Genomic DNA, 25,976 nt, shown 5'->3' on the forward strand with positions numbered 1-25,976 from the left:
TTGCGTGACTTCACGCGGATCGCGCGCCGGTTCGCGGTGGTGGCTGACCCTGAGTCGGACGAGCGGGGCTACCGGCTCGCGTCCGAGCGTGAGCATCTGGACCTGTCGCCGACGATCGGCGGGTACCACGTGCAGGGTTTCTTGGCCGAGGAGCACGGTCAGCTGGTGCGCACCGCGCTCGGGGCCGTGATGGGCACGGCCGAGCCGGGCTGCACGCAGAGCCCGGCCAAGCGGCGCGCGGTCGCCCTGGCAGGGCTGGCCCGCCAAGCGCTGGACGAGGGGCGGTTCAGGTCCACCAATGAGCAGGGCCCGGCGGGCGATCGCCTCGCCGAAGGTGCCCGTGCCGTGGGCGAGGACTCGTGGGGTGCGCGGGATGGTTCTGCTCGCGATGGTTCCCCGGCCGTCAGGCCGCATCTGACCGTGACGGTGTCCTGGACCGAGCTCACGCACCTCCTGGGCGCGAATACCGCCGCGAGGGCTGACGCCATCCCCGCCACCAGCGCCACCGAAGACCTTCACGCCATGAACGCACAAGAATGGCAGCACCTGCTCGAATCTCCACCAGCGACCTGGAGCGACGGCCGCGGACCAGTACCACCCGAAGTCCTCAAAAGAATAGCCGCCGATTGCGCCCTGACCCGCGTGATATTCGGACCCGAGTCACAAATACTCGACGTCGGCCGCGCCCAACGCACATTCACCGGACCGCGGCGGAAAGCGATCATCGCCCGGGACCAGCATTGCGTGTGGCCCGGCTGCCACGAACCACCCGAGCATGCCCAGATCCACCACGCCCGCGTGCACTGGGCCGACGGCGGGCGCACCTCCACCGACAACGCAGCCCTGCTGTGCTGGTACCACCACGACCACGTCGACACCCGACGCATCGCCATGACCTTCACCAACGGACGCTGGCACTTCGACACCCCTGGCAGCTACGGCGAGCGTGCGCGCCAAGCCTCCTAGGACATGGGGACTTCGGAGGAGATGGTCCCTACGCACCAGTGCTCCCCGTGCCACCATGCGTGGATCTGGGAGCCGTTCACATGTCGCCGCTGTTCAGCGCAGCCACACGTAGGCGGCAAGCAAGGTCATGATGACGAGCGCTCCGCCCATGACGGTGTAGGCGATGGTCGCTCGTGGACGACGAGTCGACGGCGTCGTCCGTGCGGGCTTCTGAGTTCGCCAGTCCTTGGCGTACTCGGAGGTCGGTTTCTGCCAATCGCGGGGTGCTCCCATGGTGCCGCTATCGACGCCCGACATCGATCGCTTGAGGGCTCGCGGGCTACCAGCCCCCGAGCACCTTCCGGATCCGCTTCTCGCTCACGGGACCGTTCGTCCCCAGCTGCTGCGCGAACAGCGACACCCGGAACTCCTCGAGCATCCACCGCACCTCCGCCAGCTCGGCCAGGCGATCCGGGTTCGGCTTGCCCGCCGCATAGGCCGCACGCGCCCGCTCGTACCCGGCCTCGACGTCATGCACGCGCCACGCCAGCTCGGCGTCGCGGTTCGGGTTCGACTGCGCCTTGTCCAACCGGTACGACGCCGCACGCAGGTACCTCGTCAGGTGCGGCAGCCGCTCCGGACCCATCACGCTGATGAACCCGTCGAACACCAGCGCCGCCGCGTGGTCACGCAGGTCCGTCAACGTGTTCAGGAGCGCGAGGCTCGTGGTCGCCCGGATCTCGCCCTCGAGCGTGCGGTACGCCGTCAGGGCCGCGACGACATGACCGATGATCCGGTACACCTCCTCCTCGAGCCGCTCCCGCACCACCGACCGCGCCGCAGCGTAGGTCGCGGCGTCGCGGATCGCCGCGGCCGCCGGGATCCCGCGCTCAGCACCGCTCGTCAGCGCCGTCACCGCGGCGGCCTGCGCATCGGTCACGAGGTCGTCGGTCGTCCGGTACGGGCTGGCCGCCAGCGTCAGCGCCTGCTGCCCTGTCCACCGCGTCGTCACCCGCGCCACGGGAAGCGCGACCTCGGAGAGCAGCAACCGCCCCACCCCCCGGGCGTGCTCCGCGTCCTGCCGGTCGGCGTCCGCGAGCACACGCAATGCGACCGTCTCAGCGCCCCGCGCCTTGCCGCGCGGCGGCCCCGGCTCGACGACGAGCGCCGGGTACCCCCGCACCGTCACCGATCCCGCGCCCGTCCCGACGACCGTGGACACCGCCCGCGGAATCTCCCCGCCGGCGACGGAGGCCCCGGTGAGGTCGACGACGTCGGGCCACGTGGTCAGCCCGGACTGCTCCGCGATCGCGCCATGGTCCGTGCTGGACGCTGCTGCTGCTTCGCCCGAACGGGGAGTGTCGGTCGCTGAGGAAGTCGCTGAGGAACCTGGCGACTCGGGCAGCGCATGCTCCGGGGCCACAACCTGCGGACCCGACGCTCGTCCGCGACCAGACCCGGCCTCTCGCTCCTGCGCCTCGCGCATGGCGGTCCCCACCGCGCTCCGCACAGCCGAGCTCACCGCCGTCTGCGCCCGCCCCGCGTGCTTCCGCTGCAGCGCCACGAGATCCGCGCCCTCGTCGATCACGACCCCGCGCTCGTCGGACACCCGGAACGTCATCCGCAGGTGCGACGGCAGCTTCGACGCGTCGAACGCCTCGGCCGGGATCACCACGTCCCGCAGCGCCCGCGCCGCCCGCGCGAACACCTCCGGGAACGACGGCGCCATGTCACCGGCCAGCGTCACGTCAGCCCACGCGGGCTCGTGCGCGACGATCCACCCGGCGATCTCCCGTGCGACGTCGGGCGCCGGCACGAGCTGCACGCGCACGGGCTTGGGCAGCGCGCGGATCCACGCCGTCGTCAGCTCGGCGAGCATCCCCGGGACCATCCAGTCGAACCCGTCGGGCTGCAGACGCGACAGCACCGTGATCGGTACGTGCACCGTCACGCCGTCGGCGTCCGAGCCGGGCGTCAGCTGATACGTGAGCGGCAGGGCGAGGTCCCCCTGGTGCCACGTGTCCGGATAGCCGGCCTCGTCGACGTCGGCGCCGGTCGGCATGAGGACGTCGTCGGTCAGGGTGAGCAGCTCGGGTGTGGTGCGCCGCGCCGTCTTCCACCAGGTGTCGAAGTGCCGCGCGGACACGACCTCGGCCGGAACCCGCGCGTCGTAGAACGCGAAGATCGCCTCGTCGTCGGCGAGCAGACCGCGCTGGCGGGTGCGCGCCTCCAAGGCCTCGACGTCGGCGATCTTCTGCTGGTTCGCCCGGAAGAACTCGTGGTGCGTGGTCCACTCGCCCTGAACGAGGGCGTGCCGGATGAACAGCTCGCGCGCGCCCTCGGGGTCGACCTTGCCGAACAGCACCTTGCGCTGCGCGACGATTGGCAGCCCGTACAGCAGCACCTTCTCGTACGCCTGCGCGGCGCCCTGCTTGGTCGACCAGTGCGGCTCCGAGTACACGTGCCGCGTCAGGTGCGCGCCCAGCTCCTCAGCCCACTCCGGCTGCACGCGCGCGACGTCCCGTGCCCACAGCCGCGACGTCTCGACGAGCTCGGCGGCCATGATCCACGCCGGCGGCTTCTTCACGACGCCGGAGCCCGGGAAGATCGCGAACCTCGCCCCTCGGGCGCCCAGGTAGTCGTTGCGCGCCATCTTCGCGGCGCGTCGGTCGTTGGCGGTGGGCTTGCCGGGCGCGATGCGGATCTCGGTGACCTGCTGCATCCCCAGGTGCGAGAGCATCCCGGCGAGCAGCGCGCGGTGGATCGAGTCTCCGTCCCAGGCCAGGCGACGGTGGGTCGTCTCCGGGTCCACGCCGCCGGCGCGTGCGTCGCGAGTGTCCGACGCCGCCGACGGGTCACGCATCTCCCCGACGAGGGCCTTGTTGGTCGCGGGCTTGATCTCGAGGCCGAGCGACGTCGCCATGTCCTTGAGCTGGCCGACCAGGTCCTGCCACTCGCGCACCCGCAGGAAGTTGATGTGCTCCGCCTTGCACAGGCGCCGGAACGCGCTCGACGACAACTCGCGCCGCGCGGCCTTCAGGTACTCCCACAGGTTCAGGTAGGTGAGGAAGTCCGACGACGGGTCCGCGAACCGCGCGTGCAGCTGGTCGGCGCGCGCGCGCTGCTCGAGGGGCCGCTCGCGCACGTCCTGGATGGTCAGCGCCGCGGTCACGATGACGACCTCGCGCCCGACGCCGGAGCGCGCGCCCTCGACGATCATCCGGGCCAGGCGCGGGTCCATGGGCAGCTGGGCGAGCATGCGCCCGACGTCGGTCAGCGGCCCGGCGGGCGCGGCGTCGTCGGCCCGCTCCGTACCGTCGGCGGGCGCGGTGGGGGTGGGCGCGGTGCGCAGCGCCCCAAGCTCCGTCAGGAGCTGCACGCCGTCGCGGATCGAGCGCACGTCGGGGGCCTCGACGAAGGGGAACTTGGCGACGTCGTCGGGGCCGGTGGCGACGCCCGCGGAGACCATCTGCAGGATGACGCTCGCGAGCGAGGTGCGCAGGATCTCCGGCTCGGTGAACTCGGGCCGCGACTCGAAGTCGGCCTCGGAGTACAGCCGGATCGCGACGCCGTCGGCCACACGCCCGCAGCGGCCCGAGCGCTGGTTCGCGCTCGCCTGCGAGATCGCCTCGATGGGCAGCCGCTGCACCTTGGTCGCCTTGGAGAACCGCGAGATGCGGGCCGTTCCGGGGTCGACGACGTAGCGGATGCCCGGCACGGTCAGCGACGTCTCCGCGACGTTGGTCGCGAGCACCACGCGCCGGCCTCCGTGGGACTGGAACACGCGGTGCTGCTCGGCCGCGCTCAGGCGGGAGTACAGGGGCACGACCTCGACCGACGTCGGCGTGCCGCGCCCGTCCACGCGCTCACCCAGGTGGCCGCGCAGGGCGTCCTCGGCGTCGCGAATCTCGCGCTCACCCGACAGGAACACGAGCACGTCCCCGGGCCCGACCGCGAACAGCTCGTCCACGGCCTCGCAGATCGCGGACATCAGGTCGCGCTCGGGCTCGGCCTTGGGCGGCTTGGGCCCCTTGGCGCCCTTGCCCTTCGGCTTGCCGGCACTGCCCGACGACGGACCGCCCGACGACGGGCCCGCTCCAGCACCGTCGTCGTCGTCCCCGATCCCCATCGCGTCCGGCACGAGGGGGCGGTAACGGATCTCGACCGGGAAGGTCCGGCCCGTCACCTCGATGACCGGCGCCGGCGTGCGCTCGCCGGTCCGGGCGTCCACGCTCGCGAAGTGGTCGGCGAACCGCGCGGAGTCGATCGTCGCCGACGTGATGACGACCTTCAGGTCCGGGCGCTGCGGCAGGAGCTGCGTGAGGTAGCCGAGCAGGAAGTCGATGTTGAGCGAGCGCTCGTGGGCCTCGTCGATGATGAGCGTGTCGTAGCCACGCAGCAGCGGATCGCGCTGGATCTGCGCGAGCAGGATGCCGTCCGTCATAACCTTCACCAGCGTCGACGCGGACGACTCGTCCGTGAACCGCACCTGGTAGCCGACGATCCCGCCGAGCTTGCCGCGCTGCACGGTCCCGTCGGGCAGGGTGTGCTCGGCGTCGAGCTCCTCCGCGATGCGCTCCGCGACCGTGCGAGCCGCGATCCGGCGGGGCTGCGTGTGACCGATCTGGCCCTCGCGCCCGCGCCCGAGCTCGAGCGCGATCTTCGGGATCTGGGTGGTCTTCCCCGAGCCGGTCGCGCCCGCGACGATCACGACCTGGTGGTCGCGGATCGCCGCGGCGATCTCCTCGCGGCTCCCGGACACGGGCAGCGCGGGGGGGTAGTGGATCGGGGGGACGACGACGGCGCGGCGGGCCTCGGCGCTGCGGCGCGCCCGGGCGAGGGCTCGGGCGTCGAGCGCCGCGCGGTCCGGGGCGCCGCGGTCCGTCCGGCTGCGTCCGGGGGCGCCCGCCTGCGGGCGCGGCTTGCGGGGACCCCGACGGCGACGGCCGCGGCCAGCCTGCGCACGGGACTCCTCGGAAGCGCTCACAACGAGCCATTCTCGCAAACGCTGCCCGATCGCTCGACCGTATATCTGCGCAGCCGTACCCGGGCCGACCTACGCTCGACGCATGCGGCTGTTCGCAGCGATCTACCCGCCCGCCGACGTCCTCGACCACCTCGAGTCCGCGCTCGAGATGCTGGGCCCACCGCCGGCCCCGGTCCCCCGCACCGACCGGCGGCAGGGTGGGCGAGCGCGACGCGCAGCCCTGCGCCCTGCCTGGACCCCGCGCTCGGCGTGGCACCTCACGGTCGCGTTCTTCGGGCAGGTCCCCGCAGGCGCGCTCCCCGACCTCGAGGCGGCTCTCGAGGACGCCGCCTCGGAGCTCGAGCCGCTCACCCTGCACCTGACCGGCGCAGGCAGCTTCCGCGGCACGGTGCCGTGGGTCGGCGTCGGCGGGGACACCGACGGGCTCTCCCGGACCATGCGCCGCATCGCCGAGGTGCGCGACGACGTCCTGCCCACTGCGCGGCCCGATGAGAGGGTCCGCAACCGCGCGCACCTGACGATCTCCCGGGGCGGCGTCGACCCGGCGCGCGTGGCGCACGCGCTCGCGGTCTACCGGGGCCCGGAGTGGACCGCCGACGCGATCGACCTCGTCGAGTCCGAGCTCGGCCAGGGAGAGGCGGGGCGTCCCCGGCACGCGACGCTGCGGCGCCTGCCGTTCCACAGGACCGACGGCCCATGTGCGAACGAACTGTGACGGATCGGGCACCCCGCGTGCCGCCCATGACGTGCGCCACAGAAGTTTCGCCCGCATGCCATGGGTGGTTCGACCTAGACGGGACGTTGCCTCACCTAGGATCGCGACATGATGGCCATGCACGCCGCTGACCCGGCGAACACGCGCAGCCGCCGCCGCGCCGAGCTGCTCCGCACCGATGCACGACGCACCGGACCCGGGGCGGTTGCCGCCTGGGCCCTGTGGGACTGGGGGTCGGCGGCGTTCAACGCCGTGATCACGACCTTCGTCTTCACCCGGTGGCTGACGTCGGAGTCGTTCGTCGACCCGCTGCTCGTCGCGACCGCCGAGGCCGAGATCCCCGAGGGCGCCGCTACGGCACTGCTCGACGGCGTCATCGCCGACCACTCCGCGTGGCTCGGCTGGGGCCTGGCCGCCGCCGGGTTGCTGATCGCCGTGCTGGCACCGGTCACCGGGGCCCGGTCCGACGACCACGGCCGCCGTCGTCGTTGGCTCGCCATCCACACGTTCATCACCGTCGCGATCTGCGCGGCCATGTTCTTCGTGACGCCGGACCCCGACAACCTGACGCAGAACCTGCTGCTCGGCATCTTCCTGCTGGCGGTCGGCAACGTCTTCTTCGAGCTCGCGAGCGTCAACTACAACGCGACGCTCGCCCAGGTGTCGACGCCCGCGACCGTCGGGCGCATCAGCGGCATCGGCTGGGGTGCCGGCTACATCGGCGGGATCGTCCTCCTGCTGATCCTCTCCGTCGGGTTCATCAACCCCGACGTCGGCTGGTTCGGGGTGACGGGCGAGAACGGCATGGACATCCGCATCGCGGTCCTCCTGTCGGCGGTCTGGATGGGCGTCTTCTCCATCCCCGTCCTCATCGCCGTCCCCGAGGTGCCCTCGAGCTCGACCCGCGCCCGCCTCGGCTTCCTCGCCTCCTACCGCCAGCTCTTCCGCGACGTGGCGCTGCTGTGGCGCGAGCGCCGCCAGGTGGTGCTTTTCCTGCTCGCGAGCGCCGTGTTCCGCGACGGTCTCGCGGGGGTGTTCACCTTCGGTGCCATCATCGCCTCGGGCACGTTCGGCTTCTCCGCGAGCGAGGTCGTCATGTTCGCGATCGCTGCGAACGTGATCGCAGGGATTGCGACGTTCCTCGGCGGCTGGCTCGACGACGTCGTCGGTCCGCGAGCGATCATCGTGACGTCCCTCGTGGGGCTCCTCGTGTCCGGGCTCATCGTGTTCTTCCAGCACGACAAGGGACAGCTCACTTTCTGGATCTTCGGCCTCGCGCTGTGCGTGTTCGTCGGCCCGGCGCAGTCGGCCAGCCGGTCGCTCCTCGCGCGGCTCATCCCGCCGGGACGTGAGAGCGAGATCTTCGGGCTGTACGCGACGACCGGTCGGGCGGCGAGCTTCCTCGCGCCTGCAGCGTTCTCGACGTTCGTCGCGATCTCCGGCTCGCAGCACTGGGGTGTCCTGGGCATCATGCTCGTCGTGCTCGCGGGGCTGCTGCTGCTCCTGCCCATCAAGGGCATGGGCAGGGACCAGCTGCACGCGACTGCGGCCGCCGCCGAGGTGGCACCCGCGCAGTGATCCGCTGGGAGCCCGACATCCTCGAAGGGTTCGAGCAGACGACGATCGAGCTCGGGCCCGACGACGCCGCGCCCGCAGGAGCCGGCCCGGACGCTGCCGACGCCGCCCCGCTCGTCGCGACGCTCGTGCGGTACGTGCCCGACGACGTCGTGCAGGCGAGCGACGGCGTCGGGAAGCGCGAGCGGCGCCCGGCCGTGCTGTACGTGCACGGCTACAACGACTACTTCTTCCACCGGCACGTCGCCCGCGAGTGGCACGCCCGCGGCTACGACTTCTTCGCGCTCGACCTGCGGCGGTGCGGGCGGTCCTGGCGCCACGGGCAGACGCCGCACTTCGTCGGCGACCTGCGCGACTACCGGGCGGAGCTCACGATCGCGACGCGGATCATCCGCGCCGACCACGACGGCCTCGTCGTCACGGGGCACTCCACCGGTGGCCTGACGGTGAGCCTGTGGTTGCACAGCGTCGAGCGCGGCGTCGTCGACGCCCTGGTGCTGAACAGCCCGTGGTTCGACTTCCACTCGAGCTGGTTCGAGCGCACGCTCGGCACGCGGATCGTCGACGTGCTCGGCTCGCTCAACCCGCTGCGCGTGCTGCGCGACGGGCCGTCGCGGTACGCCGAGGCGCTGCACGTCGAGGCCGGCGGCGAGTGGGACTACGACCGCGAGCTCAAGACCGGCCGGGGCGTGCCGGTGCGTGCGGGCTGGTTCCGGGCGGTGCGGCGCGGTCAGGCGAGGCTGACCCGTGGGCTCACGCTGCCGATGCCCGTGCTCGTGTGCACCTCAGCGGTGAGCGGACCCGACGGCGACGACGTGCTCGACGTCGAGCAGATCGTCGCGCGGGCGCCCGGCCTCGGTCGCGACGTGACGATCGCGCGGATCGAGGGCGGGCTGCACGACCTCGCCCTGTCCCCCGAGCCGGCGCGCGCAGAGTATTTCCGGGTCGTGTTCGACTGGCTGGAGCGCCAGGTGGCCAGCGGGCCCGGCGGGCGCGGCGGGCGCGACGCGGGCTAGCTGCCACCCGCTAGCTAGCACCCGCCGCCGCGGCCGCGGCGATCGACGCGACCATCGCTGCGTTCACGGCCTCCACGGCCTTGTGCACCGCGGTGTTGCCGAGGTGACCGGTGGCGATGGTCTTCGCCCGACGGCGCAGCTCGCGCGCCGGCACCCCGACCTCGCCGAGCGTCTTGGGCACCCGGTCGATGCCCTGCAGCAGCGACACCAGGCTCGCCTCCGTGAGCGTCGGCGCCCTGCCGTCCACGAGCACCTCGCGCAGGGCAGCGCGGACCATCGCCTCGTGCTGCGAGTCGACCGCCGGCCACGACCGCGTCGGGAACAGCCCGAGGATCTTGCCCTCCTCCTCGCGCACGATCCCCCGGGAGGCGAGCTGCCCGTAGACCGCACGGCGCAGGTCCTTGCGCAGCACCGGCAGCAGCGCCTCCGGCTTGCGCGGCTTGCCGGTGGCGATCCGACGCAGGCCCTCGTCGAGGATCCCGTCACCGGTGGGTGACCCATCGACGACGACGACACGCCCCGCCTTCACCGGTCCGCCGGGCTGCGCGATCGCGACGCGCTCGCGCGTGACCAGCTCGACGAGCACCGCGCCCGCCAGCGCAAGATCGACGCGCGTGACGTCGAGCGACGCCTTGCCGGACTGGTCGTCGGTGAGGAGCAGCAGGAGGTCCTCGGCTAGGAGCATGAGGTCACGGTAGCGGGGGGCGGTGGGGCCAGGTGGGCGCGGGCAGCGTCGAGGACGGCGTGCCGCAGGTGGGTGGGGACCGTTGCCATGACGTGCGCGGCAAGCGCCTCTGCGTGCTCGGCGACGCTTGCGTCCGGAGCGACCCTTGGGCCGGGTGCGGACGTCAGGCGTGGGGCCGGATGCCGGCGGGCAGGCGTCGTCGTCGGTGGTCCCGGGACGACGATGTAGCCCCGCTCGATGTCCCCGAGCGTCTCCATGCGCGGATCCTGCTGGCCCCACAGCCACGCGAGGTAGGCGCAGAAGATGGCGTCGACCTCGTCCTCGATCGCGCCGAGCTGCGACTTCCTCGTCGCGGCGTGGGCGACGGCACGGATCTCGTGCCAACGCTCCAGCTCGGTGAGGCGGAGGGTCGCGCCTGCGACGCGCTCGAGATGGTCGAGGAGGGTGACGAAGGCCCCGCGCAGCTGGACGACGTCGCGGCCGGGCTTCGCCTTGTACGGGATCACTGTCCCGAGCTCGAAGAGCGTGATCATCGCGGGGTGCGGGTAGACCTCGATGGCGACGGACCGCCCCCGGCCGGGGAGGATCGAAGGGTCGATGTCCCACCCGAGAGCCCTCGAGAGCTCGGCACCTCTCGGCGGGTTGAAGTACGGCTTGGACCGGTTGGTGGGATGGGCCCCCGCGTGGAAGGCGCCGAAGACCCGACCGAGCTCCGCCTCGCAGTCCCGCCGTCCCGTCTCGTTCGGCACCACCAGCGGCGCGTCGATCGCGACGACCACCTCACCAGGGACGTGCTCTGTGACGAAGGCGGTGATCTCGTCGTCCGTCACGACCGTCGAGGACGCGATGATCCGTCCGGACGCGTCCAGCACGGCCAGTCCGGTGCGGGCGCGCTGCGCCCACGCGAGGTCGATACCCAGGTAGGACGTCATCCGCCGATCCTGGCAGGGATCGGTTCCGCGAGGTACCGCGGCACGTTGCGGGACGCGGCGGAGCGGGTCAGGGTGGCTCCATGGCCTCGGACCGACGCACCACCATCGCCATCGTCGTCAGCACACTCGTCGCTCTGGCGACGAATATCGCGCTCGATCTGACGACGTCGCTCCCGATGCTCGGCCGGTGGGCGATCGCCGTGGCCGCCGGGGTCGCGGTGACGGCGGTTCTCGTGCGCCCGCGCACGCCTGATCGGTCGGAGTAGGCGAGTCCGGCTCACCGGGCGGAGCGACAGACAACGCCGGCGGTCCTTGCCAGCCGGCCGGCGACCTGGTGAGCTCAGCGCATGGACTCAGCCGTCGAGCGCACCCTCCGCGAGTCCGTCATGGCGTGGGTGCGCCAGCGCGCCGACGAGAACGGCGGCTTCCTGCACCGCCAAGAGCTGCTCGAGTATCGGCACCTGGGGCAGAGCCTGCCGCTCATCGACTACTCGCGGGGCATCCGCAACCCTGCCGCGCTGACGTCGACGCTCTCGATCGTGGCCTCGGCGGACGGCCCGTACGACGACGTCGAGTCCGACGACGGCATGCTGCACTACGCCTACCGCAAGGGCGACCCGTTCAGCGGCGACAACCGCAAGCTCCGTGCCGCCTACGAGACGGGCATCCCGCTGATCCTGTTCCGCAAGGAGACACCGAACTACTACACGCCCGTCATGCCCGTGTACGTCGTCGACGACGCCCCTGACGAGAACGCCTTCATCATCGCGCTCGACGAGGCCTTCCGGTACATGGGCGACGTCCGCCACCTCGCCCCGCCGCAGCGCGAGTACGCGCGCCGCCTCGCCAAGCAGCGGCTGCACCAACCCGCCTTCCGCACTCGCGTGCTCATCGCCTACGAGACGCGCTGCGCCGTCTGCTCGCTGCGGCATGGTTCCCTGCTCGACGCGGCGCACATCGTGCCGGACTCCGAGGAGCACGGGCTGCCGGTCACGACCAACGGCCTGGCCCTGTGCAAGATCCATCACGGTGCGTACGACCATCACATGATCGGCATCCGGCCCGACTACAAGATCGCCGTCAACGCCGACGTCCTCCAGGAGATCGACGGCCCGATGCTCAAGCACGGCATTCAGGAGATGCACGGTCGCTCGATCGAGCTGCCCGCTCACCGCAAGGACCACCCGGACCGCGATGCCCTCGCGTGGCGATGGGAGCGGTTCGCCAGCTAGGCCGCCGCCCGCGTCAGGCCCCCAGCGCCGCCCGCAGCTCCCCCGGCACGTTCGTCGTCAGCTCGTGCGCGCCTGCGGCGAGGCACACCCGGGCGTCGTCGGGCTCGTCCACGGTCCACACCCGGACCAGGCGGCCCGCGTCGGCCCACGCGCGCACCTGCTCGGGGTGCTCCTTGACGTACTGGAGCGACGGCCCGACGCCGCCCATGACGCCGTCGGCCACCATCTGCAGACCCTGGGCGACCAGCGCCCGGAGCATGTCGGTGAAGTCGAAGCCGCCGTCCGCGACCGGCTCGGTGCCCTCGGACAGCTTCGCCTCGTCGAGAACGTCGACCAGGAACATCAGGCGCTCCGCCGGGACGGTCTTCGCCAGGTGCTGCTGCGAGGCGGGGAAGAAGCTCATGAACCACACGGGAGCCCCGGCGACCGTGCCGTCCTCGGGCGTCCAGCCGCGCGCGGTGAGCACCTCGAGGACGCGGTCCTCGAGCTCCATGCCGAACGGGCTCGGGTGCTTGATCTCGATCACCAGGTCGAGCGGTCGGCCGGCGTCGGCGACGAGGTCGATCAGCTCGTCGAGCGTCAGCACCTGGTCGGCCGCCGTGCCGTGGGTGGCCGGCAGGTCCGCGTTGCGCCAGGAGAACACGTCGAGCCCGCGCAGCTGCGCGAGGGTCACGTCGTGCAGGTCGCCGGTGCCGTCGCTCGTGCGCTCGAGGGTTGCGTCGTGCCAGAGCACCACCTGCCCGTCTGCGGTCAGCTGCACGTCGCACTCGAGGCCGTCGGCGCCCTCCGCGATCGCCTGCACGTACGCGGCGCGCGTGTGCTCGGCGTACTGGCGGCTCGCGCCCCGGTGCGCCATGAACCGGACGCCGCCCGTGGGACCGCTCATCCCTTCGTGGTGAGGTCGTTGCCGAGCTCGCCCAGCAGGTCGCGCAGCTTCTCGAGCTCGGCGCGCGCCTTCTCTGCGTCGACGCCGGTCGCACCCTCGACCTCCTTGAGGCCCTGCTCGACCTGAGCCTTGGCCTCGGCGACCTTCGCGCCGGCGTCGTCCAGGGCGCCCGCGGCGCCGTCCTGGGCCGCCGCGGCCTCCTCGAGGGCGCCGCGCGCCTGGCCGGTCGCCTCCTTCGTCTGGGCGATCGCGTCCTCGATCTTGGTGCGCGCGTCGGCCGGGAGCCCACCGAGGGTGCTGGCGAGGTCGCCGATCTCAGCGCCGATCTCGTCAGCCCGGCTACGAGCGTCGTCGACGTACCCCTGCAGCTCCTCACCGGTGGGCAGGGAGAAGCCGTCCTCGGAGCATGCCGCGAGCGGCAGGACGAGGGCGGCGGCGAGGGCGAGCGCGGACGCGCGGCGGGTCAGAGCGTGCAAGTCTCCTCCAGGAGAGTCGTCGATGTCCTCAGGCTAACCGGCGTCGGCCCGGGTGCCGCTAGGGTTCCGCCATGAGCGAGCACGACGTCGTCCCCGCGCCCGAGCCCACCGCGGCGCCGGCGCCCGACGGCACGCCCGCCGGTCGGCGCCGTTGGGGCTGGCGGCGCCGCGTGCTCGCGACCACGAGCCTCGTGGCCCTCGTCGTCGTCGGCGGTGTCGGCTGGGTGCAAGCCTCCGGGCAGGCGCGCACCAGGAGCGCCGACGACGTCGAGCCCACTCCCGTCGTCCTCGTCCTGGGCGCCGGGCTGCGCCCGGACGGGACACCCTCGACGTTCCTCGCGCGGCGCCTCGACATGGCGCGTGAGCTGTTCGAGGCGGGCAAGGTCGAGGTGGTCCTCGTCAGCGGTGACGCGTCGCGCAAGGACTACGACGAGCCGACGGCGATGCGCGACTGGCTCATCGAGCACGGCGTCCCCGCCCGGCGCGTGGTGCGTGACTTCGCGGGTCTCGACACCCACGACTCGTGCTTCCGGGCGCGGAACGTCTTCGGCGTCGACCAGGCAATCGTCGTCACGCAGGACTACCACCTGCGCCGCGCCCTGTTCTCGTGCGCCGCGGCGGGCCTGGACGCCGTCGGCGTCGGTGTGTCCGCCGCGAGCGTCGAGCCCGCCAAGGCCGCCTGGTACCGCGTGCGGGAGATGCCGGCCTCCGCGAAGGCCGCGTGGGACGGTCTGACCCGCCGCGACCCGAAGTTCCTGGGCGACCAGGAGACCGGAGTCCAGGACGCGCTCGCGAGCCCGCGACAGTAGGGCGGCGCCTCAGAACAGCGTCGTCCCCGGCGCCGGTGGCGTCTCGCGGTCGAGCAGGGACCGCTTGATCGCCGTGCCGTAGCGGAACCCGCGCAGCCCGCCGTCGGCACCCAGCACCCGGTGGCACGGGACGAACAGGGCGGCGGCGTTCATCGCGCACGCCGCGGCGGCGGCGCGCACCGCAGCCGGGCGGCCGGCGCGGGCCGCGTACTCGGTGTAGGTCACGCGCTCGCCGGGGCCGACCTCGCGCAGCACGTCCCAGGCGTGCACCCGGAACTCGCCCGACGTCTGGCGCACCGGCACCCGCGCGGGCGCGGCGAGGTCGCCCGCGTAGTAGGCGGTGACGGCTTCGACGGCCGAGCCCAGGACGCCGGCCTCGCCGACTCGCGCCGCAGCAACCTCCGCGGGACGCAGCAGCGGGTGCACCAGCGCGAGCAGCCCGGCGACGTCGCCGGTCCAGCCCGAGGCGAGGACAGCGTCGGCGCCCGCGAGCACCGTGAACGGGCCGTCGGGCGTGGGCAGGGTGGCGAACCGGGCCGTGGTCGGGCCGGCGGCCGTGCTCGGGGTGGTCGTCGTGGGTCCAGCGCTCATCGCGCACCTCCTGAGGTCGAGTCTGCGGCCTGCCACAGGTGCATGGCGGCATAGGAACGCCACGGCGCCCAGGCCTCGGCGCGCGAGGTGAGCCGGGCGTGGGCGGCGGGCTTGGGATCGTCGACGGGCACGGCGCCGACGGCGCGCGCCCCCGCGAGCAGCGCGACGTCGCCCGGCAGCCACGCGTCCGGGTCGCCCAGCACGCGCATCGCGACATAGGCCGCCGTCCACGGCCCGATCCGCGGCCGTGCCTCGAGGGCGGCGCGCAGCCCGTCCGGGTCCGCCCCGACGTCGACGACGAGCTCCCCAGAGGCCAGTGCCCGGGCGGCGTCGAGCACCGCGGCTGTCGCGCGGCGGGGGAGCCGCAGCACGCGGTCGGGGTCCAGCGGCTCGTCCGCCGACTCCTCCGGCACGGCCGCGATCTGCGCGGCTGTCGGGAAGACCCGGCGCAGCCCGTCGATCCCGGAGCCGTACGGCGAACCCAGCCGATCGGCCAGGCGTGTCAGGTGCGCCCGGGCGGCGGCCACGGAGATCTGCTGACCGACGATCGCCCGGACGACGAGCTCGTGCCCGTCCGCCGTGCCCGGCACGCGGATGCCCGGCGTGCGCGCCACGAGCGGCGCGAGGGCGGGGTCTGCCGCGAGCGCTGCATCCACGGCGCCGGGGTCCGCGTCGAGATCGAACAGCCGGCGCACGCGCGCGACGGCGGGCGCGACGTCGGCCAGGCCCGTGAGCTCGAGGCGGGCGTGCAGCCGCCAGCCGCCGGTCCGCGGGCGGGTTGCCGTCACCTCGACGGCGCCGGGGCCCGAGGGGAGCGTGAGCGTGCGGGCGTAGCGCAGCCGGTCGGGCGCGAGGTCGGCGGCCTCGACGCCCGGTACCGCGCGCGCCGCCAGGAAGGCGAAGGCGCCCGGGGCGTCGAACGGCTCCCGGACGGGGAGGTCCACGTCGAGCCCGACCTGGTCGAGGTGCACGCCGTCGCCCACCGGCGCAGCACCTGAGTGTGGCCGGACCCGGGCGCGCAGCTCCTGGGGCGCCGTCGCGAAGACCTGGGACACCGTGTCGTTGAACTGGCGCACCGAGCCGAATCCCGCCGCGAACGCCACCTGCGCCATCGGCAGGTCGGTCCCGACGAGCAACGTGCGGGCCGACTGGGCGCGGCGCGCACGGGCCAGCGCCAACGGTCCCGCGCCGAGCTCGGCCACCAGGACGCGGTGCACGTGCCGCACGCTGTAGCCGAGCCGCGCGGCCAGCCCGGCGATCCCCTCCCGGTCCACCACGCCGTCGGCGATCAGCCGCATCGCCCGGCCGGCGACGTCGCGGCGCAGGTCCCACGCGGGCGTGCCCGGCGTGGCCTCCGGCAGGCAGCGCTTGCACGCCCGGAAGCCTGCCTCGTGGGCCGCGGCGGACGTGAGGTAGAAGGTCACGTGCTCCGGCTTGGGCGTCCGGGCGGGGCACGACGGCCGGCAGTAGATGCCGGTCGAGGACACGGCGGTGAAGAACTGACCGTCGAACCGCGTGTCCCGGGCGTCGATCGCGCGGTATCGCTGCGGGAAGCCGGGGTCGCCGAGGGCGTACCGGGCGGCGTCGGCTGCGGTCGTGGTCATGTCCCTAGTAGACCCCCTCCACGCGGGCGCGTCTGGCGGGAATCGGACACCACCGTGCGCATACTGCTCGCAGCACGGGTCGCCGCCCGCGCACCGAGCCCAGCAGGAGTGCGCCCATGTCCCCCAAGACCATCGTCCTGACCGGCGCGAGCGACGGGATCGGCGCAGCCGCCGCCCGCCGACTGGTGGCGGACGGCCACACCGTCGCTGTCGTCGGACGCTCGCCCCAGAAGACGGCGGCGCTCGCGCGCGAGCTCGGGGCCGAGTGCTTCGTCGCCGACTTCGCCAGGCTCACGGACGTGCGAAGCCTCGCGGACGCTCTCCAGAGCGCCTACCCCCGGATCGACGTGCTCGTGAACAACGCGGGTGGCATCTTCGGGGACCAGACCCGCACGGTCGACGGGTTCGAGAAGACGCTGCAGGTGAACCACCTGGCGCCGTTCCTGCTCACCCACCTGCTGCTCGACGTCCTGATCGCCAGCCGCGCGTCGATCGTCAACACCGCCAGCGTCGCGGCGCGCCTCTTCGGGAACATCGACCTCGCGGACCTCAACAACGAGACGAAGTACTCCGCCAACAAGGCCTACGGCGACGCCAAGCTGGCGAACATCCTGTTCGCGAAGGAGCTCGACCGGCGCTTCGGCGACCGTGGGATCACTGCGGTGGCGTTCCACCCCGGTGTCGTGCGCACGAGCTTCGCCTCCGACACCACCAGCCTCATGCGGTTCCTCTACCGCACGCCCCTGGCCCGCCTGGCGGGCTTCCTCACCCCGGAGCAGGGCGCCGAGCCGCTCGTCTGGCTCGCCGAGGGCACGCCGGGGCGCGACTGGGTGTCGGGCGAGTACTACGAGAAGAAGAAGGTCGCCGCGACGAATCCTCAGGCCGCAGACGCCCAGCTCGCCGCCGACCTGTGGGTCAGGAGCGCGGAGATGGTCGGCCTCCCGGGTGCCGGCCGGTAGTGCCGCGGCCGTCGCGTGCTCACGCCAGCAGCGCCTCGGCGTACGCGTCGACGGCCTCGATCGGCGCCCAAGCGCCGTCCTCGGAGTTGGCCACCACCGCGATCGTGAGGTCCGCGGCAGGGTAGTGCCGCACGATCGCGCTGCACCCGGCGTTGATGCCGTCCTTGGAGATCGATCGCACGACGGTCTCGCCCTCGGCGAAGGCGCTCTCGATCTCGAGGCCGAACGCGTAGTCGAGCCGTCCGTCCTCGCCGGCGTGGTGCAGCACCTGGGGGGAGAAGAACGCCTCCGTGAGTGCCGGGGAGAGCAGCGTTCTTGAGCGCACCGCCGTGAGGAACCGCACCAGGTCGCGCGAGGTCGCGTGCGCGCCGCCGTCGGGCGAGCCGATCGGCGGGTAGCTGAAGATGTTCAGCCGCCAGCGCGCGTCGTCTCCCTCGCCCACGAGGTCCCAGCCCTCAGCGACGTCGGACTCGGCGTGCCGCATGTCGAAGAAGCCAGCGGTCAGGCCCAGGGGCGCGAACACGTGCTCGACGACGTAGTCGCGGAAGGTCTGGCCGGTGACCTTCTCCAGGACCAGCCCGGCGAGGATGTAGCCGACGTTGCAGTAGCGGCAGTCCTCACCCGGCGCGACGCGCGGCGGCTTGTGCGCGAACTGCGGCAGGAAGTCCGTCGTCGTCGTCACCGAGTAGCTCGGGCGGTCCTCCCACAGGGCCTCGTAGGACTCGCCGGCCTCCTCGTCGGCGTCGTCGGCGATCCCCGAGGTGTGGGTCAGCAGGTGGCGCACGGTGATGTCCGGGGACAGCGTGGTGCCCGCGAGGTCCAGCAGGTCGCCGATCCGGGAGTCCAACGTCAGCAGCCCCGCGTCCACCTGCTGCAGCACGGCGACCGACGTGAAGAGCTTCGTCACCGACGCGACGTCGACGCGGGTGGTCGTCGTCATGGGCGTCATCCACCGGCGGGACGCGAACCCGTAGGCCTCGTCGAGCACGACGTCATCGCCGCGCTGGAGGAAGACGTTGCCGGAGAACGCGTCGGGTGCGTCGTCGGTGCCCGTGGCGGCGAGGTCGGCGAGGGTCGCGCGCAAGGCGGCGACGGGGTCGGGCGTGGGAGCGTCAGGCATGCCCGGGACGCTACCCAGCAGGCGCCGTCGGCCGCCTCCGCTTTTTGCCGGACTCAGCCCAGGAGCGGGTGAGATCGCGACCGACGTGGCACGACTCACTCATGCTCGACCGCACCCGGTCGATGAGTAGGACCTAGGTCCCTCCGGCGCTGCGGGTTCCCGTGGCGTCGACACCAACCCCGAGCGAGCCACCCATGACTTCCCGCCTGAACTCCACCTCGATCATGCAGCGCCTCGTCGCAATCGTCGTCCTGTCCGCGCTCGGCATGGGTGTCCTCGCTCTCGTCGCCTCCGTGCTCGTGCGCGACCGCATCATGACCGAGCGCCAGGACGCGACCCGCAACGTTGTCGAGTCGGCGAGCGGGATCGTCGCGTACTTCGGCGCGCAGGAGACGGCGGGGGCCCTGAGCCAGGAAGAGGCGCAGGCCGCCGCGATCGCCGCCGTCCGCGACCTGCGGTACTCCGGCGAGGAGTACTTCTGGATCAACGACATGGCCCCGACCATGGTCATGCACCCCATCAAGCCGGAGATGGACGGCACCGACCTGTCCGCCAACGCTGACCCCGACGGCAAGCTGCTCTTCGTCGAGATGGTCGACGTCGTGCGGGCCGACGGCGCGGGCTTCGTCGAGTACCAGTGGCCCAAGCCGGGCTTCGACGCCCCGCAGCCCAAGGTCTCCTACGTCACGGGCTACGAGCCCTGGGGCTGGGTCATCGGCTCGGGCGTGTACGTCGACGACGTCCAGGGCACCGCGCTCGCGGACGCCGGCAAGCTGCTCCTGACCGCCGCCGGGCTGCTCGTCGTCACGAGCGCCGTGTGCGTGCTGATCGCCCGCTCGATCGTCCGGCCCATCCGCCGCGCCGCCGACGTGCTCGCGACCGGCGACCTGTCCGTCCGCCTCGAGGAGGGCGCCGGGCGCACCGAGCTCGAGCACCTCGCCGTCGCGCTCAACGCGATGCTCGACCGGTCCTCGTCGGTTGCCCAGGAGGTGAGCCGCGTGGCCGCGCAGCTGGACGGTGCGGCGCAGCGCCTCATCGCGACAGGCGACGACATCGCCGAGACGAGTGCGCTCGCGACAGGCCGCACGGTCGACGTTGCGGGATCGGCCGCCGAGGTCAGCTCCGGGATCGACACCGTCGCGGCGGGCGCGCACCAGATGGGGGCGTCCATCGCGGAGATCGCGCAGAACGCCAACGCCGCCGCGCGCATCGCCTCGCAGGCTGTCGCCGCCGCTGACGCGACCAACCGGACCGTCATGGCGCTCGGGGAGTCCTCTGCGGAGATCAGCAGCGTCGTCAAGGTCATCACGTCGATCGCCGAGCAGACCAACCTGCTCGCCCTCAATGCCACGATCGAGGCCGCGCGCGCCGGGGACGCCGGCAAGGGCTTCGCCGTCGTCGCGTCCGAGGTCAAGGACCTCGCGCAGGAGACCGCGACCGCGACGGGCGGTATCTCCGACCGCGTCGCGGCGATCCAGGCGGCCGTCGAGCAGGCCGCGGCGGAGATCGCGCAGATCTCCTCGGTCATCGGGCAGATCAACGACTTCCAGCTGACGATCGCCGGGGCCGTTGAGGAGCAGACAGCGACGACCAACGCGATGGCGCAGACGATGGTGCAGGTCGCCGATGGCGGACGCACGATCGCGACCACCCTGCGCGACGTCGAGGACGCGTCTCGCGCGACGGGCACGGAGATCGACACGGTCCGCGCGGCGGCACGAGAGCTGGCGGAGACGTCCCGCTCCCTCCAGACGGTGGTCGCAGCCTTCACCAGCTGACCAAACCGACCCCACCCCCACCCCCACCCCCACACACGGCGCTGAGTGCATACTTTTGGCGGTGCTTTTCGCCAAGAACACCGCTAAAAGTACGCACTCACCCGATGGGTGGCAGGGTGGGAAGCATGAGTGGACTGGGTGTGCTCGGACGGTATGTCGCCCTGCCCGCGGGGGTGGCGCTCGGCGGCGTGACCGCCGCGATGGCCCTCGCGCGCCGGTCCCGGCCGCTGCACCCGCGTGGCGTCGTCGTCCCCGTACGCGTCGTGGTGCCCGACGACGTCCCTGAGCTCGGCAGCGTCGGCCGCGCGGGGACGCGGGAGGCGGTGGCCCGGGTCTCGCGCGCCGTCGGGCTCCCGGACCGGCTCCCCGACATCCAGGGCCTCGCCGTGCGCTGGTACGACGACGACGGCGTCCCCGCCGACCTGCTGCTGTCCTCCACGGGGACGAGCCTGCCCACGCGGTTCTGCTTGACGTGGCGGCGCCGCCCGCTCGCCGGACCGATGACCACCCTGCTGCCGTACACCGGCCGGACGGGACCGGTGCTGCTCGGCGCGTGGCCGTCGTCGGCGCCGCGGCCCGGGGGGACCGCGACGCTCGACCTCGCGTGGGCCCGTCCGCTAGGACCGTGGCAGGTCTTCGGAAGGCTCGACGTGCTGCGCCCGCTCGAGGCCTCCGGCGAGTCGCCCATCCGCTTCGAGCCCGCCGGGAACGCCCCGAGGGGACTGCCCCTCGAACCGTGGGTCGCGTCCCTGCGGCACTACGCCTACCGCTGGGCGCGGGCGGCGTACCGCACCTGACCGGTCTGGCCGTCCGCGCGGCCGCGACGGGCGAGCGCCGCGCAGCAGGCGCATCGCGTTGGCGATGACGACCAGCACGGACGCCTCGTGCACCAGCATGCCGAGGCTCATGGTCACGCCCCCGAGCAGCACACCCGCCAGCAGCGCACCCACCGTGACCAGGGCGATCGCGATGTTCTGGCGCATGACGCGGACCGTGCGGCGGGCGAGGTCCAGGGCCGCGGGCAGGGCGAGGAGGTCGTCGCGCATCAGGGCGATGTCGGCGGTCTCGACGGCGACCGCGGTGCCGGCCGCGCCCATCGCCACGCCGATGTCCGCGACCGCCAACGCGGGGGCGTCGTTCACGCCGTCGCCGACCATCGCGACGACGTGCCCCTGTGCCTGCAGGCGCTGCACCGCGGCGAGCTTGTCCTCGGGCAGCAGGTGCGCCTCGACCTGGTCGACGCCCGTCGCGTCCGCGACCGTCCGGGCGACACGCTCCGCGTCACCGGTGAGCATCACGACCGTGCGGATCCCCGACGCGTGCAGCCGGGTGACCATCTCCGCGGCGTCCGGGCGGATCGTGTCCGCCAGCCCGAGCACCCCGAGCACGACGCCGTCGAGCGCGACCACCACGGTGGTCCGGCCCGCGGCGGAGACCTCGGCCTCGTCCGCGAGCGCCGCGCCACCGTCGATGCCTTCGGCCACGAGCAGCGCCGCGTTCCCGACGACGACCCGCCGTCCCTGCACCGTGGCGACGATCCCGTGCCCGGGGACGGGAGCGACGTCGTCGGCCACCCCGTGCGGGGCGACCCCGGCGTCCGTGGCCGCAGCGATGACCGCCGCCGCGAGGGGGTGCTCCGAGCCGGACTCGGCGGCCGAAGCCCAGCGCAGCAGCTCGGCGTCGGTCACCCCGGCGGCCGGGCGCACGTCCGTGACGGCCGGCGTCCCGTGCGTGAGCGTGCCGGTCTTGTCGAGCGCGACCGCGGTGACGCGCGCCGTCGTCTCGAGGAACTCGCCGCCCTTGATGAGCATGCCCTCGCGCGCGCCACGTCCGATCCCGGCGACGATCGCCACGGGGATCGAGATCACCAGGGCGCCGGGGCAGCCGATCACGAGCAGCGTGAGCGCCAGCTCGACGTCGCCGCTGGCGATTCCCGCGACGACCGCGCCGACCATGATGGCCGGGGTGTAGCGCGCCGAGAACCGCTCCATGAACGTCTGCGTGCGACCGCGGGCGTCCTGCGCGTCCTCGACGCGGCGGATGATCCGCGCGAGCGTCGTGTCGCGTCCGACGGCGTCGGCCCGGACCTGCAGGAAGCCGCCCCGTGACACCGTGCCGGCGAACACGCGGTCGCCCGGAACCTTCTCGACGGGCATGGATTCCCCGGTGATCGACGCCTCGTCGAGCGCGCCCGAGCCGACGAGGACCTCGCCGTCGACCGGTACCTGGGCGCCGTTCTTCACCAGCACCGTCTCGCCGGGCGCGACCTCGCGGACGGGCACGGTCACCTGCGCGCCGTCCCGCAGCACGACGGCGGTCTGCGGCGCGACGGCGACGAGCTCGGCGAGCGCCGACCGTGTGCGGTTCATCGTCGCGGCCTCGAGGGCGTGCCCGACGGCGAAGAGGAACGTCACCGCCGCGGCCTCCCACAGGTCGCCGATCAGCACCGCTCCGACCGCCGCGACCGAGACGAGCAGGTCGATGCCGATCACCCGGTACCGGAGGCCGACGACGGCCTTGCGAAGGACCGGGGCGCCCGCGACGACCGCAGCCGCGAGCATGGCGGCGTCGGCGACGTTGGTGGCATCGGTGATGCGGGCGGTCGCGAGCGAGACGACGATCAGGGTCCCGGCCGCAGCGGGGACAGCCCACGGGCGCAGGCGCCGGGGCAGGGAGCTGGACATGGTGGGGTTCTCCTCAAAAGACGGGTGCCCGACGACGTTGCTGGGCGCGCGCCGTCGGGCTCGGGTGGGTGGGGGTCGCGTCAGGCGACGACGGCGGGGTAGCCGGCCGCGGTCACGGCGTCGGCGAGAGCGTCGGCGGTCACGACGGACGGGTCGTGGGTGACCTCGACGCGAGCGGACGCGAAGTGCACGGTCGCCGCCTCGACGCCCGGGAGGGCGTGCAGCCGCTTCTCGATCTTCGCGACGCACGACGGGCAGCTGAAGCCCTCGGCGCGCAGCGTGGTCTGGACGGTGGTGGCGGTGATGCTGGAGGCGGTGTCGGTGGTGCGCATGGGAGTGGTCCTTCCGGTTCGGCGGGGCGGTGGTGCCCCGGTGCTCATGACGTTACGAACGCGGCGGGAGCCCGACCATGACGGGCGTCAATCAACGGCAGGCCCGGTTCGTCGGGCGAGCGTGCGAGGATCGAGGGAAACGACCAGGAGGTGGGCGGTGACCGCGGAACAGGCGCCTGCGCCGGGCGCGCGACGTCGGGTCCCGCTCCGCGCGACCTGCGCGCAGCCGCACGAGTGCTCGCCCGAGGTGCGCTTCCGCGTGCTGCGGCAGGTGCCGTTCTTCGCCGACCTCGACGACGCCGAGCTCGCGCGCGTCGACCAGCGCACCTCGTCCCTGTCGTGGGGCGAGGGTGACCCCGTCTACGCGGCCGGTGAGCCGGCGTCGGCGCTCTACGTGCTCGCGGCCGGACGGGTTGCGCTCGTGCACGGCGCGCCTGACGGCGGGGAGGTCATCACGGACGTGCTGGTGCCGGGCGACCTGTTCGGGTCGGTGGGGGCGCTGGGCGACGTCGAGCACACCGAGACCGCGCGGGCGATGCAGACGGTGTGCGCGCTGCGCATCGACGCCGGCGTATTTCGGGGGATCCTCGTCGAGTTTCCAGCAGTCACGCTGCGGGTGCTCGACGTCGTCGCCGAGCGGCTCGCGCGCACGCGCGGGCAGGCGGCAGCGCGGTCGGGGTCGGTCGAGTCACGGGTGGCGGCAGCGCTGCTGCGCCTCGACGCGCAGCTGGGTCAGGAGCGTGCCCGCGGCGGCTCGCTGCTGCAGCTGCCGCTGAGCCGCGCGGACCTCGCGCGCCTGGCAGGGTCGACACCGGAGTCGGTGTCACGGGTGATGAGCAGGCTGAAGCGGGAGGGCGTCGTCGACACCGGTCGCCGGTGGACGGCGATCCTCGACCACGACCGCCTCCAGGCACTCACGAACGCCTGACGCCGCGACCGATCCGCGGGTTCCGGATGCGCTCGGCGCCGAGGGGGCGTGTCATGGAGTCAGGCGGCTGCGCACACCCTCGCGCGGTCGCGTCCCTGCGACAAGGAGGCACCCATGACTGAGAACATCTCCGGCAAGACGATCGCGTTCCTCGCCACGGACGGCGTCGAGCAGGCCGAGCTGACCCAGCCCTGGCAGGCCGTGAAGGACGCGGGCGGCACCCCGGTGCTGGTCTCGCCGAAGGACGACAAGATCACCGCGATGCAGAGCGACTGGGACCACGGGGACTCGTTCCCGGTGGACGTCCCGCTGTCGTCGGCCAAGGCGGAGGACTACGACGGGCTCGTCCTCCCGGGCGGCACGGTTAACGCCGACACCATGCGCATCAACACGGAGGCGCAGGCGTTCGCGCGCGCGTTCTTCGAGGCGCACAAGCCCGTCGCGGCGATCTGCCACGCGCCGTGGCTCCTGATCGAGGCCGGCGTGGTCGAGGGGCGCGAGATGACGTCCTACACGTCCCTCAGAACGGACCTCGTCAACGCCGGCGCGCGCTGGCAGGACGCCGAGGTCATCGTCGACAACGGTCTCACCACGAGCCGGAACCCGGGCGACCTCGACGCGTTCTGCGCCAAGATGATCGAGGAGATCGCCGAGGGCAAGCACGAGAACCAGACGGCCTGAGCGCCGTCTCCCTCGCCCCGCTCACCCTCCCCCCTCCGCTGAGTGCGTGATTTTGGCGGTCAAAACTGTCCGGAACACCGCCAAAATCATGCACTCACGGGGCTGGGGTGGGTTGGAGGTGGGGTGGGGGAAGGGTGGGTCAGGGGCGTTCCCAGGACTCGATCTCGCCCGGGACCTCGGTGAAGAGCGGGTGCAGGGCGACGTCGTCGGGCGTGGGATAGGCGCGCAGGAGCATCGCGTGCTGGTCGGGGGACCTGAGCGCGAGCTTCGTCATGAGGTGCGTCCACTCGTAGCGGACCTGGCCCTGCGTCACGGGGATCCGCGGCACCACGACGCCCGGCTCGGGACGCTGGATCACCTTGGTCGCGTCGAACTTGTAGCCGCGCTCGGTCGCCTGCTCCGCGACGGCGTCGAGGTAGACGCCGACGGCGAGCAACGGGTCCGGGTGCGCGCGGAACCGCACGAGCTGGCTGTGGTTGAGATACCCCTTGGTGCGGCCGGCCAGCACGGCCTGCGCGAGGAGCGTCTCGCGCCAGCACGCCGTGAGGCCCTGGCGGTCGAGATAGCGGGGGTGGAGGGACCAGACGCGCACTAGGCGGTGGCTTCCCGGCCAGCCTCGGGCTCGGCGCTGCCCTGCGGCGCCACCCCGGCGTCCTCGCGCCCGCCCGCGACCAGGGAGTCGGGCAGGCTCGTCACCGTCGTCAGCAGGAACACGGAGTCCTGGTCCGCAGCGACCGCGTGCCGGTGATGGGTCAGGACGGCGAGCTCGCCGGCGCCCACCTCGCTCTGCTCGTTGCCCGTGATGCGGACGTGGCCGACGAGCACCTGGATGCTCGCGGCGTCGGGGGAGTTGTGCTCCCCGAGGCTCGATCCCGCGGTGATCGCGATGATCGACTGCCTCAGGACCCCGTCGTGCAGGAGGAGCTCGGCGCTGCGCCCGTGGGGGGACGCGTGGGCGGCGTCGAGGTGATAGCGGGCGAGGTCGGTCAGGTGCGACATGTCTGCTCCTTTGCTCCGGTCGTGCGGCGCGACGCTGCGTGC

At 72.8% G+C, this 25,976-nt stretch carries 24 protein-coding genes; 11 read left to right on the forward strand and 13 right to left on the reverse strand.

The features are described from left to right. Positions 1–966 (forward strand): HNH endonuclease signature motif containing protein (locus BMZ30_RS00005; protein ID WP_177191224.1); only part of this gene is annotated, 966 nt, incomplete at its 5' end. Between the two features lie 93 nt (positions 967–1,059). Here BMZ30_RS00005 and BMZ30_RS13445 read toward each other — a convergent pair. Together BMZ30_RS13445 and BMZ30_RS00010 are read right to left on the reverse strand one after the other, a co-directional pair. Beyond that, entirely contained in the window at positions 1,060–1,239 is a 180-nt protein-coding gene (locus tag BMZ30_RS13445; RefSeq protein WP_143073081.1) for a hypothetical protein, read from the reverse strand. Positions 1,240–1,285: 46 nt separating this feature from the next. Further along, positions 1,286–5,932, reverse strand: coding sequence for a DUF3418 domain-containing protein (locus BMZ30_RS00010; protein ID WP_093374085.1), 4,647 nt, complete (start codon positions 5,930–5,932; stop codon positions 1,286–1,288). Between the two features lie 82 nt (positions 5,933–6,014). Between BMZ30_RS00010 and BMZ30_RS00015 the strand changes: the two genes are divergently transcribed. From BMZ30_RS00015 to BMZ30_RS00025, 3 genes are all read left to right on the forward strand, one after another. Next, entirely contained in the window at positions 6,015–6,647 is a 633-nt protein-coding gene (locus BMZ30_RS00015; RefSeq protein ID WP_093374086.1) for a 2'-5' RNA ligase family protein, read from the forward strand. Between the two features lie 108 nt (positions 6,648–6,755). Continuing rightward, positions 6,756–8,225: an MFS transporter gene (locus BMZ30_RS00020; protein ID WP_229828385.1), complete on the forward strand. Its 1,470-nt coding sequence runs from the start codon at positions 6,756–6,758 to the stop codon at positions 8,223–8,225. Further along, positions 8,222–9,238 (forward strand): alpha/beta hydrolase, encoded by a 1,017-nt coding sequence (locus BMZ30_RS00025; RefSeq protein WP_229828384.1) that lies wholly within the window; start codon positions 8,222–8,224, stop codon positions 9,236–9,238. The genes BMZ30_RS00020 and BMZ30_RS00025 overlap by 4 nt, the downstream gene beginning before the upstream one ends. A 10-nt stretch (positions 9,239–9,248) precedes the next feature. On the opposite strand, the gene BMZ30_RS00030 is transcribed toward BMZ30_RS00025, so the two are convergent. Both BMZ30_RS00030 and BMZ30_RS00035 read right to left on the reverse strand, forming a co-directional pair. Beyond that, a complete protein-coding gene (locus tag BMZ30_RS00030) occupies positions 9,249–9,923 on the reverse strand; it encodes a GOLPH3/VPS74 family protein (RefSeq protein WP_093374087.1) in 675 nt (224 codons plus the stop codon). After that, the gene (locus tag BMZ30_RS00035) at positions 9,914–10,855 is read right to left on the reverse strand and encodes a DUF429 domain-containing protein (protein ID WP_093374088.1); all 942 of its coding nucleotides are present in this window, start codon (positions 10,853–10,855) and stop codon (positions 9,914–9,916) included. Before BMZ30_RS00035 ends, BMZ30_RS00030 begins: the two co-directional genes overlap by 10 nt. Positions 10,856–10,935: 80 nt before the next feature. Between BMZ30_RS00035 and BMZ30_RS00040 the strand changes: the two genes are divergently transcribed. Beyond that, a complete protein-coding gene (locus tag BMZ30_RS00040; protein WP_093374089.1) occupies positions 10,936–11,121 on the forward strand; it encodes a hypothetical protein in 186 nt (61 codons plus the stop codon). 81 nt (positions 11,122–11,202) lie between these two features. Then, positions 11,203–12,087 (forward strand): HNH endonuclease, encoded by an 885-nt coding sequence (locus BMZ30_RS00045; RefSeq protein WP_093374090.1) that lies wholly within the window; start codon positions 11,203–11,205, stop codon positions 12,085–12,087. 13 nt (positions 12,088–12,100) lie between these two features. Here the strand turns inward: BMZ30_RS00045 and BMZ30_RS00050 are convergent, their stop codons facing one another. Both BMZ30_RS00050 and BMZ30_RS00055 read right to left on the reverse strand, forming a co-directional pair. Next, a complete protein-coding gene (locus BMZ30_RS00050) occupies positions 12,101–12,973 on the reverse strand; it encodes a glycerophosphodiester phosphodiesterase family protein (RefSeq protein WP_093374091.1) in 873 nt (290 codons plus the stop codon). Continuing rightward, complete coding sequence (locus BMZ30_RS00055; protein ID WP_093374092.1) at positions 12,970–13,449, reverse strand: hypothetical protein; 480 nt, start codon at positions 13,447–13,449, stop codon at positions 12,970–12,972. Before BMZ30_RS00055 ends, BMZ30_RS00050 begins: the two co-directional genes overlap by 4 nt. Before the next feature lie 71 nt (positions 13,450–13,520). On the opposite strand from BMZ30_RS00055, the gene BMZ30_RS00060 reads away from it, so the two are divergent. Next, positions 13,521–14,258, forward strand: a complete 738-nt coding sequence (locus BMZ30_RS00060; protein WP_093374093.1) for a SanA/YdcF family protein — start codon at positions 13,521–13,523, stop codon at positions 14,256–14,258. Positions 14,259–14,267: 9 nt separating this feature from the next. Here BMZ30_RS00060 and BMZ30_RS00065 read toward each other — a convergent pair whose 3' ends face one another. Next, entirely contained in the window at positions 14,268–14,849 is a 582-nt protein-coding gene (locus tag BMZ30_RS00065) for a methylated-DNA--[protein]-cysteine S-methyltransferase (protein WP_093374094.1), read from the reverse strand. Continuing rightward, positions 14,846–16,453 carry an AlkA N-terminal domain-containing protein gene (locus BMZ30_RS00070; protein ID WP_093374095.1) on the reverse strand — a complete coding sequence of 536 codons (1,608 nt, stop codon included), beginning with the start codon at positions 16,451–16,453 and terminating at the stop codon, positions 14,846–14,848. The genes BMZ30_RS00065 and BMZ30_RS00070 overlap by 4 nt, the downstream gene beginning before the upstream one ends. Before the next feature lie 116 nt (positions 16,454–16,569). On the opposite strand from BMZ30_RS00070, the gene BMZ30_RS00075 reads away from it, so the two are divergent. Continuing rightward, on the forward strand, positions 16,570–17,412 hold the full coding sequence (locus BMZ30_RS00075) for an SDR family NAD(P)-dependent oxidoreductase (RefSeq protein ID WP_093374096.1): 843 nt from the start codon (positions 16,570–16,572) through the stop codon (positions 17,410–17,412). Between the two features lie 19 nt (positions 17,413–17,431). On the opposite strand, the gene BMZ30_RS00080 is transcribed toward BMZ30_RS00075, so the two are convergent. After that, complete coding sequence (locus BMZ30_RS00080; RefSeq protein ID WP_093374097.1) at positions 17,432–18,532, reverse strand: serine hydrolase domain-containing protein; 1,101 nt, start codon at positions 18,530–18,532, stop codon at positions 17,432–17,434. A 194-nt stretch (positions 18,533–18,726) separates the two neighbouring features. On the opposite strand from BMZ30_RS00080, the gene BMZ30_RS00085 reads away from it, so the two are divergent. Further along, entirely contained in the window at positions 18,727–20,310 is a 1,584-nt protein-coding gene (locus BMZ30_RS00085) for a methyl-accepting chemotaxis protein (RefSeq protein WP_093374098.1), read from the forward strand. 617 nt (positions 20,311–20,927) lie between these two features. Here the strand turns inward: BMZ30_RS00085 and BMZ30_RS00090 are convergent. Then, complete coding sequence (locus BMZ30_RS00090; protein WP_093374099.1) at positions 20,928–22,994, reverse strand: heavy metal translocating P-type ATPase; 2,067 nt, start codon at positions 22,992–22,994, stop codon at positions 20,928–20,930. 80 nt (positions 22,995–23,074) lie between these two features. Beyond that, positions 23,075–23,326, reverse strand: a complete 252-nt coding sequence (locus tag BMZ30_RS00095; protein ID WP_093374100.1) for a heavy-metal-associated domain-containing protein — start codon at positions 23,324–23,326, stop codon at positions 23,075–23,077. A gap of 157 nt (positions 23,327–23,483) precedes the next feature. On the opposite strand from BMZ30_RS00095, the gene BMZ30_RS00100 reads away from it, so the two are divergent. Both BMZ30_RS00100 and BMZ30_RS00105 read left to right on the forward strand, forming a co-directional pair. Next, positions 23,484–24,254, forward strand: coding sequence for a Crp/Fnr family transcriptional regulator (locus tag BMZ30_RS00100; RefSeq protein ID WP_229828382.1), 771 nt, complete (start codon positions 23,484–23,486; stop codon positions 24,252–24,254). A 114-nt stretch (positions 24,255–24,368) separates the two neighbouring features. After that, the gene (locus BMZ30_RS00105; protein WP_093374101.1) at positions 24,369–24,935 is read left to right on the forward strand and encodes a type 1 glutamine amidotransferase domain-containing protein; all 567 of its coding nucleotides are present in this window, start codon (positions 24,369–24,371) and stop codon (positions 24,933–24,935) included. A 139-nt stretch (positions 24,936–25,074) separates the two neighbouring features. Here BMZ30_RS00105 and BMZ30_RS00110 read toward each other — a convergent pair whose 3' ends face one another. Both BMZ30_RS00110 and BMZ30_RS00115 read right to left on the reverse strand, forming a co-directional pair. Then, positions 25,075–25,527, reverse strand: coding sequence for a pyrimidine dimer DNA glycosylase/endonuclease V (locus tag BMZ30_RS00110; protein WP_093374102.1), 453 nt, complete (start codon positions 25,525–25,527; stop codon positions 25,075–25,077). Then, the gene (locus tag BMZ30_RS00115) at positions 25,527–25,934 is read right to left on the reverse strand and encodes a cupin domain-containing protein (RefSeq protein WP_229828380.1); all 408 of its coding nucleotides are present in this window, start codon (positions 25,932–25,934) and stop codon (positions 25,527–25,529) included. Before BMZ30_RS00115 ends, BMZ30_RS00110 begins: the two co-directional genes overlap by 1 nt. Positions 25,935–25,976 lie beyond the last annotated feature (42 nt).

Origin of the sequence: Flavimobilis marinus (genome assembly GCF_900113055.1) — a bacterium.
Lineage (GTDB): Bacteria > Actinomycetota > Actinomycetes > Actinomycetales > Cellulomonadaceae > Flavimobilis > Flavimobilis marinus.